The sequence below is a fragment of the Pseudomonas sp. GD03862 genome, assembly GCF_029840855.1.
GTDB classification, from domain to species: Bacteria; Pseudomonadota; Gammaproteobacteria; order Pseudomonadales; family Pseudomonadaceae; genus Aquipseudomonas; species Aquipseudomonas alloputida.
Window position 1 is genome coordinate 136646 of sequence record NZ_JAOCDI010000006.1, and the last position, 15985, is coordinate 152630.

16 protein-coding genes are annotated in these 15985 nt (G+C 62.6%); 8 read left to right on the forward strand and 8 right to left on the reverse strand.

The window, feature by feature from the left end; genetic code table 11:
* Positions 1-13 precede the first annotated feature (13 nt).
* On the reverse strand, positions 14-919 hold the full coding sequence (locus N5D53_RS06355) for an AraC family transcriptional regulator (RefSeq protein WP_020193187.1): 906 nt from the start codon (positions 917-919) through the stop codon (positions 14-16).
* Between the two features lie 181 nt (positions 920-1100).
* Here N5D53_RS06355 and calA point away from each other — a divergent pair, with 181 nt between their 5' ends.
* Positions 1101-2153 carry a vanillin reductase gene (gene calA, locus N5D53_RS06360; RefSeq protein ID WP_010953379.1) on the forward strand — a complete coding sequence of 351 codons (1053 nt, stop codon included), beginning with the start codon at positions 1101-1103 and terminating at the stop codon, positions 2151-2153.
* A gap of 110 nt (positions 2154-2263) precedes the next feature.
* On the opposite strand, the gene N5D53_RS06365 is transcribed toward calA, so the two are convergent.
* A complete protein-coding gene (locus N5D53_RS06365; RefSeq protein ID WP_266022915.1) occupies positions 2264-3580 on the reverse strand; it encodes a hypothetical protein in 1317 nt (438 codons plus the stop codon).
* 205 nt (positions 3581-3785) lie between these two features.
* On the opposite strand from N5D53_RS06365, the gene N5D53_RS06370 reads away from it, so the two are divergent.
* Complete coding sequence (locus tag N5D53_RS06370; RefSeq protein WP_104962081.1) at positions 3786-4985, forward strand: sugar transporter; 1200 nt, start codon at positions 3786-3788, stop codon at positions 4983-4985.
* Between the two features lie 39 nt (positions 4986-5024).
* On the opposite strand, the gene N5D53_RS06375 is transcribed toward N5D53_RS06370, so the two are convergent.
* Genes N5D53_RS06375 through N5D53_RS06385 form a run of 3 tightly spaced genes read right to left on the reverse strand, consistent with a single transcriptional unit; the run spans position 5025 to position 7463 of the window.
* Positions 5025-5609 carry a LysE family transporter gene (locus N5D53_RS06375; protein ID WP_104962080.1) on the reverse strand — a complete coding sequence of 195 codons (585 nt, stop codon included), beginning with the start codon at positions 5607-5609 and terminating at the stop codon, positions 5025-5027.
* Between the two features lie 51 nt (positions 5610-5660).
* Positions 5661-6491, reverse strand: coding sequence for an AraC family transcriptional regulator (locus N5D53_RS06380; RefSeq protein WP_003250518.1), 831 nt, complete (start codon positions 6489-6491; stop codon positions 5661-5663).
* Between the two features lie 48 nt (positions 6492-6539).
* Entirely contained in the window at positions 6540-7463 is a 924-nt protein-coding gene (locus N5D53_RS06385) for a LysR family transcriptional regulator (RefSeq protein ID WP_104962079.1), read from the reverse strand.
* A 103-nt stretch (positions 7464-7566) separates the two neighbouring features.
* Between N5D53_RS06385 and N5D53_RS06390 the strand changes: the two genes are divergently transcribed.
* From N5D53_RS06390 to N5D53_RS06400, 3 genes are all read left to right on the forward strand, one after another.
* Positions 7567-8220 carry an oxygen-insensitive NAD(P)H-dependent nitroreductase NfsB gene (locus tag N5D53_RS06390; RefSeq protein ID WP_014591578.1) on the forward strand — a complete coding sequence of 218 codons (654 nt, stop codon included), beginning with the start codon at positions 7567-7569 and terminating at the stop codon, positions 8218-8220.
* Positions 8221-8362: 142 nt separating this feature from the next.
* Positions 8363-8812, forward strand: a complete 450-nt coding sequence (locus N5D53_RS06395) for an antitoxin Xre/MbcA/ParS toxin-binding domain-containing protein (RefSeq protein ID WP_003250525.1) — start codon at positions 8363-8365, stop codon at positions 8810-8812.
* On the forward strand, positions 8809-9246 hold the full coding sequence (locus tag N5D53_RS06400; RefSeq protein ID WP_003250527.1) for an RES family NAD+ phosphorylase: 438 nt from the start codon (positions 8809-8811) through the stop codon (positions 9244-9246). The genes N5D53_RS06395 and N5D53_RS06400 overlap by 4 nt, the downstream gene beginning before the upstream one ends.
* A 57-nt stretch (positions 9247-9303) precedes the next feature.
* Here N5D53_RS06400 and N5D53_RS06405 read toward each other — a convergent pair whose 3' ends face one another.
* Both N5D53_RS06405 and N5D53_RS06410 read right to left on the reverse strand, forming a co-directional pair.
* Positions 9304-10458: an aminotransferase class V-fold PLP-dependent enzyme gene (locus tag N5D53_RS06405; protein WP_129934025.1), complete on the reverse strand. Its 1155-nt coding sequence runs from the start codon at positions 10456-10458 to the stop codon at positions 9304-9306.
* Positions 10459-10652: 194 nt separating this feature from the next.
* Complete coding sequence (locus N5D53_RS06410) at positions 10653-11579, reverse strand: LysR family transcriptional regulator (RefSeq protein ID WP_104962078.1); 927 nt, start codon at positions 11577-11579, stop codon at positions 10653-10655.
* A gap of 140 nt (positions 11580-11719) precedes the next feature.
* On the opposite strand from N5D53_RS06410, the gene N5D53_RS06415 reads away from it, so the two are divergent.
* The 3 genes from N5D53_RS06415 (at position 11720) to N5D53_RS06425 (ending at position 14892) form a co-directional block, all read left to right on the forward strand.
* Entirely contained in the window at positions 11720-12949 is a 1230-nt protein-coding gene (locus N5D53_RS06415) for an acyl-CoA dehydrogenase (protein WP_020192828.1), read from the forward strand.
* A 163-nt stretch (positions 12950-13112) separates the two neighbouring features.
* On the forward strand, positions 13113-14510 hold the full coding sequence (locus tag N5D53_RS06420; RefSeq protein ID WP_190869118.1) for a PAAR domain-containing protein: 1398 nt from the start codon (positions 13113-13115) through the stop codon (positions 14508-14510).
* A complete protein-coding gene (locus tag N5D53_RS06425) occupies positions 14503-14892 on the forward strand; it encodes a hypothetical protein (RefSeq protein WP_054888684.1) in 390 nt (129 codons plus the stop codon). The genes N5D53_RS06420 and N5D53_RS06425 overlap by 8 nt, the downstream gene beginning before the upstream one ends.
* Positions 14893-14899: 7 nt before the next feature.
* On the opposite strand, the gene N5D53_RS06430 is transcribed toward N5D53_RS06425, so the two are convergent.
* A complete protein-coding gene (locus N5D53_RS06430; protein WP_064492460.1) occupies positions 14900-15964 on the reverse strand; it encodes a TerC family protein in 1065 nt (354 codons plus the stop codon).
* Between the last annotated feature and the right edge of the window lie 21 nt (positions 15965-15985).

The following is a 15985-nucleotide window of genomic DNA, read 5'->3' on the forward strand; positions in this document are numbered from 1 at the left end:
TAAACTGGCTTCGCTACACAGGCAAGCTCTGATAGGGCTGTTCATCCCCCGGGCTGCGTTCGAACTGGCGCTTGTACTCGCGGCTGAACTGCGAGGTGCTCTGATAGCCCACCCGGTGCGCAGCCTGTGCCACGCCCAGGCCTTCGCCAATCAGCATCTGCTGCGCCTTGAGTAGCCGCAAGCGCTTCAGGTACTGCATCGGCGCCATGTCGGTGCAGCGCTTGAAGTGTTCATGGAAGGTCGAAACGCTCATGTTGGCCCGCGCGGCCAATGCCTCCACGCTCAGCGGCTCGGCGTAGTGCTCGCGCAGGTGGGCGAGGGCGGCGCCGATGCGGGCGAAGTGCCCCTGTTGCTCCACCAGTGCTCGCAACACACCGGCCTGCGGGCCGCGCAGCGCGGTATACAGCACCTCGCGTACGCGCGCCGGGCCCAGTACCTTGGCGTCAAGCGGGTCGTGCAGGCAGTGCAGCAGCCGTTCCACACTTTCGCGCATGGGTGCATCCAGTGCCGCCGAGGTCATCGATTGCGGGGTTTGCGCCTGCACTTCAGCGTCCGGTGCCAGGCCCATGCTCTGCACCAACTCGCCCAGCACGCCACGGTCGATGCCCACCGCCACGCCCAACAGCGGCGCCTCGCGGGTGGCAAAGGTTTCACACATGAACGGCACCGACAACGCCTGCACCAGGTAATGCCCTGCACCGTACTCCAGGGTACGCGGCCCCAGGCGTGCCAGCTTGCTGCCCTGGGCCACGATCATGAGGCTGGGTTCGTAAATCTGTGGGCTGCTGGCCACATAGTGGTCCCAGCTCAACACCTGCACCTGGGGCAGGAGGGTGGGCACGAAGCCCGGGCGCGTGGTGAGGCTGCGGATCAGTGAGCAGAGCGGCGCATTGGCATCGACGTGACGGGTCAGTTGCATGGTGGACCAAGGGCAGAGAATCAGACAGCTTGATCATCGCAGATTGAGGGCGTGGCGCCAGCTATGGCTTGGTATCTTCGTAGAATCAGGCATGCATGCCGGAGAATCAGCCGTGGGCGAGGCGGCGAACGACGCGCAAAATGCGTCGCCTGAATCGTTTCACTTCACTGCGAGGCCCTGCATGTATACCGCCATCGGTTATGCCGCTCAAACCCCCACCAGCCCCCTGGCCCCCATGACGTTCCAACGCCGCAGCCCGCGCCCGGATGATGTCGCCATCGACATCCTGTACTGCGGCGTGTGCCACTCCGACATCCACCAGGCGCGCAACGAATGGGGCATTGCCGTGTACCCGCTGATGCCGGGCCACGAGATCATCGGCCGGGTCACGGCGGTGGGCGACAAGGTCACCGCGCACAAGGTCGGTGACCTGGTGGGCGTCGGCTGCATGGTCGACTCGTGCCGTACCTGTGAAGCCTGCGCCAAGGACCTGGAGCAATATTGCCTCGAAGGCCCGACCATGACCTACGCCACCCCGGACCGGGTCGACGGCAGCAACACCATGGGCGGGTACTCCAGCAGCATCGTGGTCAGCGAGCACTTCGTGGTGCGCATACCGGCCGGCATGGACCTGCCCAGCGCTGCACCTATTCTGTGTGCCGGCATCACCACCTATTCGCCGCTCAAGCACCACGGCGTTGGCCCGGGCCACAAGATCGGCATCCTCGGCATGGGCGGCCTGGGTCACATGGGCATCAAACTGGCCAAGGCCCTGGGTGCGGAAGTGACCCTGTTTACGCGCTCCCAAGCCAAGGCCGAGGAAGCGCGTCGCCAGGGGGCCGACCATGTGATCGTCTCCACCGATGCCGAGCAGATGCGCGCCGCTGCCGGTCGTTTCGATTTCCTGCTCGACACCATTCCGGTGCAGCACGACCTCAACCCGTACCTGGAAACGCTGAAGTTCGACGGTGTGCACATCCTGGTCGGCCTGATCGAACCGATCGACCCGGCATTGCATGCGGCCAATCTGGTGATGAAGCGCCGAGTGCTGGCGGGGTCGTTGATCGGGGGGATTGCCGAGACTCAGGAAGTGCTGGACTTCTGCGCCGAGCACGACATCCGTTGCGATATCGAGATGCTGGATATCCGCAACATCAACCAGGCCTATGAGCGGATGATTGCCGGGGATGTGAAGTACCGGTTCGTGATCGACATGGCCACGTTACAGGGCTGATGGATCGGTTGCCTGTACGGGCCTCTTCGCGGGCAAGCCCGCTCCTACACAGGGGTGATGTAGGGCTTGCGCGCGGTGGGGCCCGCACAGGCAGCACCGATGCAGCCGTTTTACCAGGCCATCGGCTTGTCCCAGCCCTTCCAGAACAACCATCGCCGCACCTCGCCGTGCGCCCCGGTACCGATCTGCCACTCGGGCCGCCCGCTATCCAGCGCAATCACCGAAATAACCCCCGCATGGCTCGCCGCCACCAGCGTTTGCCCGTCGGCGCTGATATCCATCGCACTGATGGTCGAGCCCAGGTAATGCTGCCAATGCTCGGTACCCTCTTCGCCAAACGCCCGCAGGTAGCCATAGGCATCCCCTACGATGTACTCGCCATCGCGCGCAACCCCCGCATACACCCTTGCGCCATCCTGCACCAGCGGGGTACGCGGGTCCTGGCTGTAGTAATCGGTATCCAGCCCGTGCAGGTCTGCCACCCTCACGGCCAGCGTGGCACCGCTGTAGAAATGGCAGGCATTGACGATCAACTGGTCACCCGCGCGGTTGAACAAGGCAAAGTGCGGGTATTCACTGCCCGGGCCGATGTGCGCCAGCGGCTTGAGTCGTTCGTCCAGAACAAGATGTCGGCTGCCTTGCTCACCCACGACGATCAGCCGGCCATCCGCCGACACCGCACCATGCTCCATGCTCAGCCCCAGGCTGATGTCGTCCGGGTCGGTGCCCTCGGCCAGCTCTTCGAGCACGCGTGCCTGCTGTGGCAGCAGGCGAGTCGCACCTTGAGTGGCCAGCACGAAGATACCTTCGGCGCTCACCAGCAGTACTCGCTGGCCATCGGGGAAGGGGATCAACGCGGTCGGTGTGGGCGGCAGGTCGAACGGCTCGAACGGGTAACCTGGCGGCAACCCCTCCAGCCCCGTGGGCCAGGCCAGGCGTTGCACTTGCGGGCCGCCCCAGCCATCGGTCACACGCACGCCCTCGGCATTGGCCAGGGCGAAGTAGCGCCGCGCGGGGCAGCGGCCAAAGTGTTCGATGCCGATGACCGGGGTTACCCCATGGTGGTCGATACGCACCACCTGGCCCTTGTCGTAAGGCATACCGATGCGGGCCAGCAGGCTGCCATCTTCCAGCAGCAGGACATGGCTGATGCCTTGGCCGTGGTCTTCGAGCATAGGTATCAAGGGGTGGTGTGCGGGTGGCCAGGCCTCGCGAAATGCCTGACGCTGCGGTTCGTCCATGCCAGGGCGGTTGGCTGCCTGCAGGGCTGCCAGCCAGGCGTCGAGCAGGTGTTCGGTGGCGGGTGCCTGCGGCTCTTCGAGGTTGTCCCAGCCGTGCGCACGGCCCTGCGCGACGTAGTCGTTGACGGCCTGGGCATAGGCGATGACTGCCTGCTGCCACTGCTGCTGGGGGTGCTGCTTGTCCATGAGCGGATCGGGCTCCTTGTTGCACGCGCGTTTCACACAAAGCGCGCATGGTACTCCTTCTGCCTGCCCTGCGGTTGTGAGGCCCCAGCTTGACGCGTACCATGCCGGGCATTCCTATCCATAACAAAACGTACGTTGGCCCCCCTGCAAGCGGGTGGCTGGCGTGCGACCTGTTGCTTTGTCTGCGGAGAAGCGGTTTCCACCCATGAACGGACCCATACCCACACACCTGCCGCCCACAACGGGCAGCGGCAGCTGGCTGAGCGTCATCGCCCTGGCCTTGGCGGCCTTCATTTTCAACACCACCGAGTTCGTCCCGGTGGCGCTGCTCAGTGACATTGGCCGCAGCTTCGACATGAGCACTGCCCAGGTCGGCCTGATGCTGACCATCTATGCCTGGATCGTGGCGCTGGCCTCGTTGCCCATGATGTTGCTGACCCGCAACATCGAACGGCGGCGTCTGCTGCTGTTCGTGTTCCTGGTGTTCATTGTCAGCCACTTGCTGTCCTGGCTTTCGCAAAGCTTCGCCATGCTGCTGGTCAGCCGCATCGGCATTGCCCTGGCGCATGCGGTGTTCTGGTCCATCACCGCTTCGCTGGCGGTGCGTGTGGCGCCGCCGGGCCAGCAGGCCAAGGCGCTGGGCCTGCTGGCCACCGGTACTACCCTGGCCATGGTCCTGGGCATCCCGCTGGGCCGTGTGGTGGGCGAGGCACTGGGCTGGCGCATCACGTTCCTGAGCATTGGCGGGGTAGCGCTAGCCACCATGCTGTGCCTGATGAAATCGCTGCCGCTGCTGCCCAGCCAGAACTCCGGTTCGTTGCGCAGCCTGCCGGTCCTGTTCAAGCGCCCGGCACTGGTCATTACCTACTTGTTGGTGACACTGGTCATTACCGCGCAGTTCACGGCCTACAGCTATATCGAGCCGTTCGCCCTGCACGTAGCGCAGATCGGCGGCGACCGCACCACACTGTTGCTGCTGTTGTTCGGCGGTGCCGGGGTTTTTGGTTCGTTGTTGTTCAGCCGTTACAGCGACCGCTTCCCGCATGGCTTCCTGGTGGGTTCGATCGGGGTACTCGCCGCGTGCCTGTTGCTGATGTTGCCGCTGTCGGGCAACTTCTATGTGTTCGCAGTGCTGAGCATGTTCTGGGGCGTGGCCATTCTCAGTTTCAGCCTGGCGTTGCAGTCCAAGACCCTGAAGCTGGCGTCCGACGCCACCGATGTGGCCATGGCGCTGTTCTCGGGTATCTACAACATCGGCATTGGCGGTGGTGCGCTGCTGGGCAGTATCGTCAGCAGCCAGATGAACGTGGCGGATATCGGCCTGGTGGGCGGCAGCGTGGCAGTGGTCGGGCTGGTACTGGCCGTTGCCAGTACCCGGCGTTTTCGCGAGGCGTTGACACGTTGAGCCGAGGCCGCTCAGGCCCCTTGTCGGTCAAGTAGAGGCTCAGGCCAATACGGCAGCCCATGCCGATATCAACAAAACCCCCGCCAATACCTGGTTGAACACCCGCAACCGCCCCGGTGCCTGCAGCCACCGGGCGCTCCCCACCCCCAACACCGCCCACGCGGCCATGCTCGGCAGAGCGATCAGCCAAAACACCAGCGCCAACTGCCACACTGGCAACGACGGCGCGGCAAATACCCCGACCACCGCCACGGCCATCAACCACACCTTGGGGTTCACCACCTGCAACGAGGCCGCACTGAGCGCACTGAAGCCTTGTGCCGTGGCCGCGTGGAGCGGGGCGGCGGCACTGCGCAGCATCTTCCACGCCAGGCTGCTCAGCCACAGCACCCCGGCCCAGCTCATCAGCTGTTGCGCCAGGGGGTAGCGCAGCAGCAGTTCGCCCAGCCCCAGCCCGACGAGCAGCACAATGGCTGCAGCCGCGCCACACGCCGCCACGATCGGCGCCAGGCTTGCGCGCAGGCCCCGGTGGGCGCCATGGGCCAGGATCAACAGGTTGGTCGGCCCCGGGCTGATACTGGATACCAGGGCAAACAGAATGAAGGGCAACAACGACTCAGACATGGTTCATGGGCTCCGTAACATCGAAGCACCATGCTCGCTGCCCGCCGGCACTCAGTCTGGAAGGTTTGAGCAGCGCCTGCGGTAGTCGGCCGGGGTCAACTGGTAGGCGCGGCGGAACCAGCGCCCCAGGTGACTCTGGTCGGCAAAGCCCAACGCCACGGCCACTTCGGCAGGTGTCTGGCCTTGGGCAAGCAGGCGCCGCGCGCGGGCCAGGCGCAGCTGGATCAGGTAGGCATGGGGTGCAATGCCGAACGCCGCCTTGAACGCACGCGTCAGGCGAAAGCGGTCGATGCCGCAGGCCTGGGCCAGGTCCTCCAGGCCGATGTCGCGTTCCAGGTTGGCATGCAGGAAGTCCCGGGCGCGCTGTGCGGTCAGCGGCAGGCGCGGGTCGGGGTTGATGCGGCGGCGCCAGTGCAGGTGGCGGGTCAGGCAGGCCAGCAGATCGTCCATGGCCGTTTGCCTGACGATGCGCAAGTCCTGGTCATGCACGGCCCGGAAGGCCAGGGCGGTGGCCCGCGCCAGGCGTTCGTCGTGGCACAGGGTGTCGGCAAAGCTGGGCAGGCTGTCGCCCGGCGCGTGCTCGTACAGCGCGCGCAGCTGTTGGTCGAGCCAGGCGGGCTCCAGGTACAGCGTCGAATAGGTGAAGCCTTCTTCGGTGGGCGCCAGGCCATCGTGGATGTCGCCAGGCTCAAGTAAAAATACCTGCCCCGGCGTGCTGCGGTGGCGCACCCGGCGGCAGTTGAACTGCTGCACGCCCTGCTCGGTCACGCCGACCAGGAAGCTGTCGTGCCAGTGGGGGTCATAGGCATGGCCGACAAAATGCGCACGGACCGACTCGATGCCGGTGTCGGCGTCTTGTTTGAAGTCGATCCAGTTGCTCATGGACGAGTACCGTGGGGTAAATGGCTACCTTAGCGCAACGCCCCCGGCTCAGTCTGGAACGATTGTGCAGCCGTTGGTCAGGGCCCGGGCGCGCAGGGCCTCGAAGCGTTCGCGTAGCCACAGGTGCAATTGCGTCACGGCAGGCGTGAGCTGCTTGCGATGAGGGCAGACCAAGGCCAGCGGGGTAGGCTCGCCGATCAATTCGGGCAGGACGATTTCCAGTTCACCGGCCGCGATGTTGGCGCTGACATCCAGCCACGACTTGTAGACGATACCTTCCCCCTGGATGGCCAGGCGGCGGATGACGTCGGCATCGTCACTGACCAGCGGCCCACGCACCTGCACGATGCGGTTACCCAACTGCCACTTGTCGTACACCCGGCTGTGCTGCATGTACAGCAGACAGGCATGCTGTTGCAGCGCGTCGGGGGTGAGCGGGCGGCCGTGGCGGGCCAGGTAGTCGGGCGAGGCCACCAGCACGCGGCGGTTCCATTCGGCCAGTGGCAGGGCGATGTAGTTGGCATCCTGGTTGAGGCCATAGCGGATGGCCACATCCACAGGGTCGCGGTTGAGGTCGGCCATCTGGTCGGAGAGGAAGAAGCGCAGTTGCAATGCCGGGTGGTCGCGGCGGAAGGCGCTGAGCCAGGGCAGCAGCATGTTGCGGCCCATGTCGGAAGGGGCCGATACCTGCAGGGTGCCGCGCAAGCTGTTGGGGTTGCCATGCAGATCTTCATGGCCCTGGCGCAGGCTTTCCAGCACATTCAGCGCGGTTGGCAGGTAGCGCTCGCCCTCGGCGGTCAGGCGCAGGCTGCGGGTAGTGCGGGCGAACAGGCGTACATCCAGGTCGCGCTCCAGGCGTTTGATCGCGGCCGCCACCTGGCCTGGCAGCAGGCCTGCTTCGTGGGCAGCGGCAGTGAAGCTACCCAGCACGCTGCTGCGGGCAAACAGTTCGAGGTCGGTGATGCGCAGCATTTTCATTCCAGGGATGAAAGTGTTGTTACATTGTGCCGCTTTTTCTTTTTTGCTGGAAAGATAAGATGCCCGGCAAACCCACTGTTCACTCCGGAGTTGTCGCATGGATACCGTATCGCTGGCCAAGCGCCGTTACACCACCAAAGCTTACGATGCCTCACGCCGCATTCCCCAGGCCACTGTCGATGCCCTGCTCGAACAACTGCGCCACAGCCCGTCGTCGGTCAATTCCCAGCCCTGGCATTTCATCGTCGCCGACACGGCCGAAGGCAAGGCCCGCCTGGCCAAGAGCACTGCTGAGGGTTATGCCTACAACACGCAGAAGCTTCTCGATGCCTCGCACGTGATTGTGTTCTGCACCCGTACCGAGATGACTGAAGAACACCTGAACGCCGTGCTCGATCAAGAGGCCGCCGATGGCCGTTTCCGTGATGAGCAAGCGCGCGCCGGGCAAAACCAGAGCCGCCGCCACTACGTCAACCTGCACCGCTTCGACCAGAAGGATGTGCAGCACTGGATGGAAAAGCAGACCTACCTGGCGCTGGGTACTGCCTTGCTGGGTGCGGCGGCGCATGGGCTGGATGCCACGCCGATCGAGGGCTTCGACAGTAAGGTCCTCGATGCCGAACTGGGTTTGCGTGAGCGTGGGTTCACCAGTGTGGTGATCCTGAGCCTGGGTTACCGCAGCGAGGCGGATTTCAACGCCGGGCTGAACAAGTCGCGGTTGCCGGCATCGCAGGTGTTCACCTTTCTGTGAGGTTTCCGGGGCCGCTGTGCGGCCCTGGCAATGCTGGCGGTCAATCTGGCAAAGCCCTGACGTCGACCGCCCGACCAGGCAAACTGGCAATGACCCGGCATATACCGCATACTTGTCGGCAAATGCCGAAAAGGAGCATGCCATGCTTGCCGAAGTGCTTCGCGACAACGGTTACCACGAGTACCGGGCGCGCCTGCAGGCGCTGCTGGACATTCCCGAGCTTGCCAGCGACTTCGAAATTCACACCCGCATCACCGATGGTTTTGCCGCCACCTGGTTGGTAAAGCTGACTGAACGCGGTGTGCTCACCCCGGTGGAGCGCGACCAGATCATTCCGCTGCGCACCCTCAAATCCCGTATCGAGCGTGACCAACCGCTGACCGTGGATGAGAGCGATCGGCTGTTCCGCTCGGCCCACATCACCGCCATGGCCGAGGCCGTGTTCGGTGAAGCGGGCAAGGCCAAACGCTGGCTTTCCAAGCCCAAGGAACGCTTCTCGGGGCTGACGCCGATGCAGATGCTCACCACCCAGCAAGGCACCACTCAGGTCGAAGAAATGCTGCTGCAGATTGCCGAGGGCTATGGCCTGTGATTTTGTGGCGAATCAGCGCCTATGCAGACTTGAGCGGTACGGGGGGCTTGCGTGTAAGTGGCCGCTGGCATCAGGCGGGTCGACCGGTGGTGTATGCCGCCACCAGCCCTCCCGGGGCGATGCTGGAAGTGTTGGTGCACCTGGAGATCGACCCCGAGGATTTCCCTACCACCATGCGCTTGCTGCGCATCGAACTGCCCGACACGGTTTCCCAGGCGCAGTTGCCCGCTTTGCAGCCCGGCTGGTCTGCTCAGCCTGAGTTGACCCGTACGCTGGGCAATCGCTTTCTGGATGACTGTTCGGCATTGCTGCTGCCGGTGCCAAGCGCGATCATGCCCAGCACCACCAATTACCTGTTCAACCCACGGCACCCGCAGGCGCAGAGCGCGAAAATCCAGGTTGAGGATTTCACGCCGGACAGCCGCCTGTTCTAGGCTCTGTACGAATAGTCTTGAGACGCAGGTCAGGCAAGGCGAAAACAGCCGAGGTGGTCACCACAGTGCTGCCGATGCTGACGCCAGCACCCGGCCAAACACTTCGAGCGCCTTGTCCACGTCAGCCTCGGTGCTGAAACGGCCGATGCTCAAACGCACACTGTTGCGAGCCTGACGCTCATCCAGCCCCAGTGCCAGCAGCACATGCGAGGCAGCGTTGCTCGCCGAGTTGCAGGCCGAGGTGGTCGACAAGGCCAGCTCGCCGGCCAGCGCCGTGCTGTTGAAGCCCTTGCTGTCGATGCACAGGTTCAAGGTATGGGGAATGCGTTGCTTGGCGCAGCCGTTCAGGGTAACGCCGGGCATGGCCAGCAGGCCTGTGCGCAGGCGTCTTGCCAGTTGCTCAAGGCGCTGGTGCTCGCTGTCGCCAGGTTGGCCGGCCAAGGCAAAGGCACTGCCCATGCCCGCTATCTGATGGGTCGCCAGGGTGCCGGAACGCAGGCCCTGCTCATGGCCGCCGCCGTGCATCTGCGCACGCATCAGCACGCGGGCGCGCGGCCCGACATACAGCGCGCCGATGCCTTTTGGCCCGTAGACCTTGTGCGCCGAAAAAGACATCAGGTCCACGGCCATCGTATGCAGGTCGATAGCCAGCTTGCCCACGGCCTGCGCGGCATCCACGTGCAGCAGCGCACCGTGGGCACGCACCTGCTCGCCGATCGCGGCAAAATCGGTGACCGTGCCCAGTTCGTTGTTGACCGCCATCAGCGATACCAGGCGGGTGTCAGCGCGCAACGCTGCCTGCACGCTTGCAGGCTGGATCAGGCCTTCGGCATCCGCTGCCAGGCGCGTAACGGCCCAGCCCTGGCGTTCCAGCTCGGCCACGGTGTCGAGCACGGCCTTGTGTTCCAGCTGGCTGGTGATCAGGTGCCCGGGCTGGCCGATGCCTTGGGCAATACCCTTGAGCGCCAGGTTGTTGGACTCGGTCGCGCCCGAGGTCCATACCAGCTGCTCGGCGTGCGCGCCGACGCACTCGGCGACTTGCTGGCGCGCCTGCTCCACGGCGTGCCGTGCAGCCTGGCCGAAGGCGTGGCCGCTGGACGCCGGGTTGCCGAAGTTGGCCTGGTTACCCAGGCAGGCGAGCATGGTTTCGATAACCCGGTCGTCGACTGGGGTTGTGGCGGCGTAATCGAAGTAGAGTGGGGCGCTAGGCATTGAGGGCGGGTCCGTGTCAGTGGCCGTGAAGTCGGCGATCATTGACGTAAGCGTACCTGCCAGCAGCGGTGTTTTTTTCGTTTCCCTCAGGTCGATTCGCGATTGTTTTAGAAAAAAATTCTCTATCGAAGATCTTTCATGGAATTTTCTACTTTGCCTGGTGAGGGGCCATTAATGGCACCTCACCGGCACCTTCAGGCGTGCTCCAGAGCCTTTTCTTCCTCTGCCACCACGCGCTCGCACAATTCGGTGATCTGTTCGCGCATCCAGCGGTTGGCCGGGTCCTGGTCGGTGCTTTCATGCCAGTACAGGTGAGTTTCCAGTGCAGGGACCTCCACCGGCAGCGCCTGATAACGCAACTGATGGCGACGGGCGAAGCGCTCGGGAACCGTCATCGCCATGTCGGTCTGCTGCAACACCTGCGACGCCATCAGGTAGTGTTGCGAACGCAGGGCGACCTTGCGTTGCACACCCATCTTGCCCAGCGCCAGGTCGACGTAACCCAGGCCGTTGCGGCGGCTGGAGATATGGATGTGGGTCATGCCCAGGTAGCTGTCGAGGCTCAGCTTGCTGTCGGCCAGCGGGTGGCCCTGGCGCAGGGCGCAGACATAGCGGTCCTGCATCAGTTTGATGTGGCGCACCTGCGGGTCGGTGTTCAGTGGCGCGTCGATGGCAAAGTCCAGGCGGCCGGCCGCGAGTTCCTTGGTGGTCTCGCGGCGCTTGCACAGGAAACTCTCGATCATTACGGCCGGCGCCAGGCGGCGCAGGCGCTGGAACAGCGGCGGTAGGATGACCGCCTCGGTCAGGTCGGTCATGCTGATGCGGAAGGTCTTGTTGGCCTGCTGCGGGTTGAACGTGCGGCTTTCCTGCACCGAGGTCCGCAGCAGCGCCAGGGCGTTGCGCACCGGGCCGATGATGTTCTGCGCCATGGGGGTGGGCACCATGCCTTGCGCAGTACGCACGAACAGCGGGTCATTGAAGGTTTCGCGCAGGCGCGACAGGGCATTGGACACTGCCGGCTGGGTAATGCCGACGATCTGCCCGGCGCGGGTCAGGTTGGCTTCGGTGTAGATCGCATCGAACACGATGAACAGGTTGAGGTCGACCTTGCTAAGGTTCATGGGCGCCGCTCTTTGTTGGAATTATCGGCCGATCATATATCGGTTATGAATGTTTATACACGCGGAAAATAGACTAGGTGGATGGAGCAATGCTGCTCTAGGCTCTGCCCCACGTACTCCGAACTGTGAAGGTAGCCCAGATGGATTTCGCCTATTCGCCCAAGGTCCAGGCACTGCGCGAGCGTGTCACTGCGTTCATGGACGCTCATGTCTACCCCGCCGAAGCCGTGTTCGAGCGCCAGGTCGCCGAGGGTGACCGCTGGCAGCCCACTGCAATCATGGAGGAGCTCAAGGCCAAGGCCCGGGCCGAAGGGTTGTGGAACCTGTTCCTGCCAGAGTCGGAATACGGCGCTGGCCTGAGCAACCTGGAGTACGCACCGCTGGCAGAAATCATGGGCCGCTCGTTGCTCGGGCCGGAACCGTTCAACTGCTCCGCGCCGGACACCGGCAACATGGAAGTACTGGTGCGCTATGGCAGCGAGGCGCAGAAACGCCAGTGGCTGGAGCCGCTGCTGCGTGGCGAGATCCGCTCGGCGTTTGCCATGACCGAACCGGACGTGGCCTCCTCGGACGCCACCAACATGGCTGCTACCGCCATACGGGACGGTGACGAGTGGGTGATCAACGGCCGCAAGTGGTGGACTTCCGGCGCCTGCGACCCGCGCTGCAAGGTCATGATCTTCATGGGCCTGTCTGACCCTGAAGGGCCACGCCACCAGCAGCATTCCATGGTGCTGGTGCCGACCGACACGCCAGGCGTGAAGATCGTCCGCCCGCTGCCGGTGTTCGGTTATGACGATGCGCCCCATGGTCATGCCGAAGTCCTTTTCGAGAATGTGCGGGTGCCGTACGAAAACGTGATCCTTGGCGAAGGACGCGGCTTCGAAATTGCCCAGGGCCGCCTGGGCCCAGGCCGTATTCACCACTGCATGCGCTCGATCGGCATGGCCGAGCGCGCACTGGAGTTGATGTGCAAGCGCTCGGTGGAGCGTACTGCTTTTGGTCGGCCACTGGCACGCTTGGGCGGCAACGTCGACAAGATCGCCGACTCGCGCATGGAAATCGACATGGCCCGGCTGCTGACGCTCAAAGCGGCCTACATGATGGACACCGTCGGCAACAAGGTGGCCCGTAGCGAGATCGCCCAGATCAAGGTGGTGGCGCCGAACGTGGCCTTGAACGTGATCGACCGGGCTATCCAGATACATGGTGGGGCAGGGGTAAGCGGCGATTTCCCGCTGGCCTACATGTATGCCATGCAGCGCACCCTTCGTCTGGCTGACGGGCCGGATGAAGTGCACCGGGCCGCGATTGGCAAATACGAGATTGGCAAGTATGTGCCGGTGGAGATGTTGCGTAGCGGGCGGTGAACGCGTCAGCCTGCGCCGGCCCATTCGCGATCAAACCCGCGCCTGCAGTGATTGCGCAAAGTCCTGCAACTTGTAGGACGTATCTGAATTTTGGCTGAGGCCACTTGAATCTCCCTTGCTGGTGATAGGTTTCCAACCTGAATCAAGTACAGGGAGTTCATATATGCGCGTCAATCTAGAGGGGAAAGGTCAGGCGGTAGATGGCGATGTCACCACAACGGGTGCTGTCTGTATTGCGACGGGGGCCGGCTATCTAGACGAAGGCCGAATGGTGCTCCGTGAAGGCGACCACACCACGCCATGCCCTCTTTGTGGGCAGGCGGGAACTGTCGCCGAAGGTGTGGATCACTTTATTTCAGATGGCCAGCGGGTGGCTATGGATGGTGCGTTGGTTGTCTGTGGCTGTTCGCCGGGCACCAACCGGGTAGTCGCGCCCTTGTATGAGGCTCCGCCCTCCATGCACTCCATTGCAGGGCGTGCCAATACCCACGCTGCCGAGCTGTCACCCACCTTCAACCCCGAGCGCTTCTCCCAACCGGTAATAGGTGCACTGCCTGGTTCGCTGGAGCCTGGCTTCTACGTGGTTCCACGACGCATGTCGTTTCCCCAGATACTGCTTCAACTGGCCGGTCACGATTCCACGTTGCCGGTCTCACGGTTACAGCGGCTCAATCCCACGTATGCGCAAGGGTTCAAAGCTGGGGAAATCTTCGTTATCGGTGATCCTGACAATGGAAATGCCTGCACGCGCGAAGAGGGAGAGCTTATGGCGGCTGCGCAGCATGCGCGGCGTGCGCTGGAGGCACTCGACTACGTCGAAGCGGATTTCATGATGCAGCACCAGGCCGAAATCGCCGGCTTGCTCAGCAACGCCAGTCTGTCCATGGGCGTGGGCAAGGACATGCTGGATCAAGGCTTGAAACAAGTAAGCGATACCTTGACCAGCATCGAGCAATTGCACCAGCGTGAGTTCATGCACCATGGCCATTTGAATAGTCCGGGTTTCTTCGCCGAGCGCAGGCGGTTGTTGCAGCAACTGGATGGCCAGTTGAAAGCGGCGTTGCTTAATAAGCAACTGAATCTGGGGAGCTATGAGCGGCTGAAGAAGAGCTTGAATATCTCTACCAAGAGCCTGGTGCACCATTGGTCGAAAGCGGGCGGACCGGGGCAGATTCCGGGGTATGCGACACATCTTGAGAAGGTGGCGCGGTTAAGTAAGTACCTGCAATACGGAGGGTATGCAGCGATTGGGCCGGGCGGGACCTCGTCTTATCTGAAAGTAAAAGAAGTCTGTCGGGCCGGGGAGACTCGTGCTTGTCGAAAGGTTCGGTTTACTGAAGCGGGAAATTTTGTAGGGGGTCTAACGGGAGGGTTGGTAGGTGCCTCTGGTGGAGGTGCTGCAGCAGCTGCGTTATGCGGTATTTTTGCGGTGGGTACCGGTGGGTTTGGTGCAGTGTGCGGGATTGCGATCGTTGGCGCAGCCTCTTCTGCAGGCGCTATTGGTATTGGCGCCCTCGGAGAGCGGACCGGTGAACTCCTTCATGAGGTGACTGATGATTGACTTTGACAATTGGTCCCCATTGTTGCAAATAGGATTCCTGATTGCGCCTTTCGTCCTAGGCCTTGCGGGGATCGCTATCAATGTGAAAATTGCTTTGTCGAGTGATTTTGATGTCGCCCTTTCAGCGATCACGAGCAACCCCTATCTTGAGCAGATGAAACCCGTATGGGGCGGGCGAAACCTAAGGCATCGATGCCTACTGATGAGTACAGTAAGCGCTTTGGTCACATTCCCAAGGTTACATTTACGCCTCGGATGGTTGAACGAAGCGGAGCTTGACAATTTTCCCCCAAAGTTGAGGCGAGATATGGGAGCAGCCCTTTGGTTGATCTTGATTGCCTCACTTTGGGGAGCGGTTGGTTACTTCATCATCAAGCAATGATTGCAACTCAGACCCGTAACTGTGGGTCATTCTTTTTTTGTCCCGTTGTTTTCTTATCGTTAGCTGCTTTTTCTATCGTCTTGTCGTCTTTATTCAACGTCTGCCCCCGCGTCTTGATCAACGAAATCACCACCCCACCCAGCAACAACCCGAATGTCACGCCCAACGACAGCAGCGCCGGCACCTTGCCCACCATGCCGTGGTAGAAAATCTTGCAGCCAATGAAGATCAACACCAGCGCCAGTGCGTACTTGAGGTAAACGAACCGGTGCATCAGCGCCGCCAGCGCGAAATACAGCGAGCGTAAGCCGAGGATGGCGAAGATGTTGGAGGTGTAGACGATGAACGGGTCCTGGGTGATGGCGAAGATCGCCGGCACGCTGTCGACGGCAAACACCAGGTCGGCCAGTTCGATCAGTACCAGTGCCAGAAACAGCGGGGTGGCATAACGCAGCGCCTTGCTGTGCCCGGCCGGGGTGTGGCGTACAAAGAAGTGCGAGCCATGGATCTGGTCGGTAACCCGCATGTGCCGCCGCACGAACTTGAGGATCGGGTTGTTGGCCAGGTCTGGGCGGCTGTCTTCCTTCGACAGCGCCATTTTCACCCCGGTAAACAGCAGGAAGGCACCGAAGATGTACAGAACCCAGGCAAAGTTCTGTACCAGCGCCGCGCCCACGCCGATCATGATGGCCCGCAGGAACACCACGCCCAGGATGCCCCAGAACAGCACGCGGTGCTGGTAGCGGCGGGGGATGGCGAAGTAGCTGAAGATCATCGCCATGACGAACACGTTGTCCATCGACAGCGACTGTTCGACCAGGAAACCGGTGTAGAACTCCAGTGCCGACTGCGCACCCAACTGGTACCAGACCCCCGCGCCGAACAGCACACCGACACTGAAATAGCCTGAATACAGCAGCAGGCTCTCGCGCATTTCAATTTCCCGGTCGTGGCGGTGCAGCACGCCCAGGTCGAGCACCAACAAACCGATGACGATGGCCATGAACACCAGCCACAACCAGGCGCTGGTACCGAGGACAGGTGTTGTGAGGAATGCTTGCAGAGCTGTCATGAGCCCCTCCTTGAATGTCGA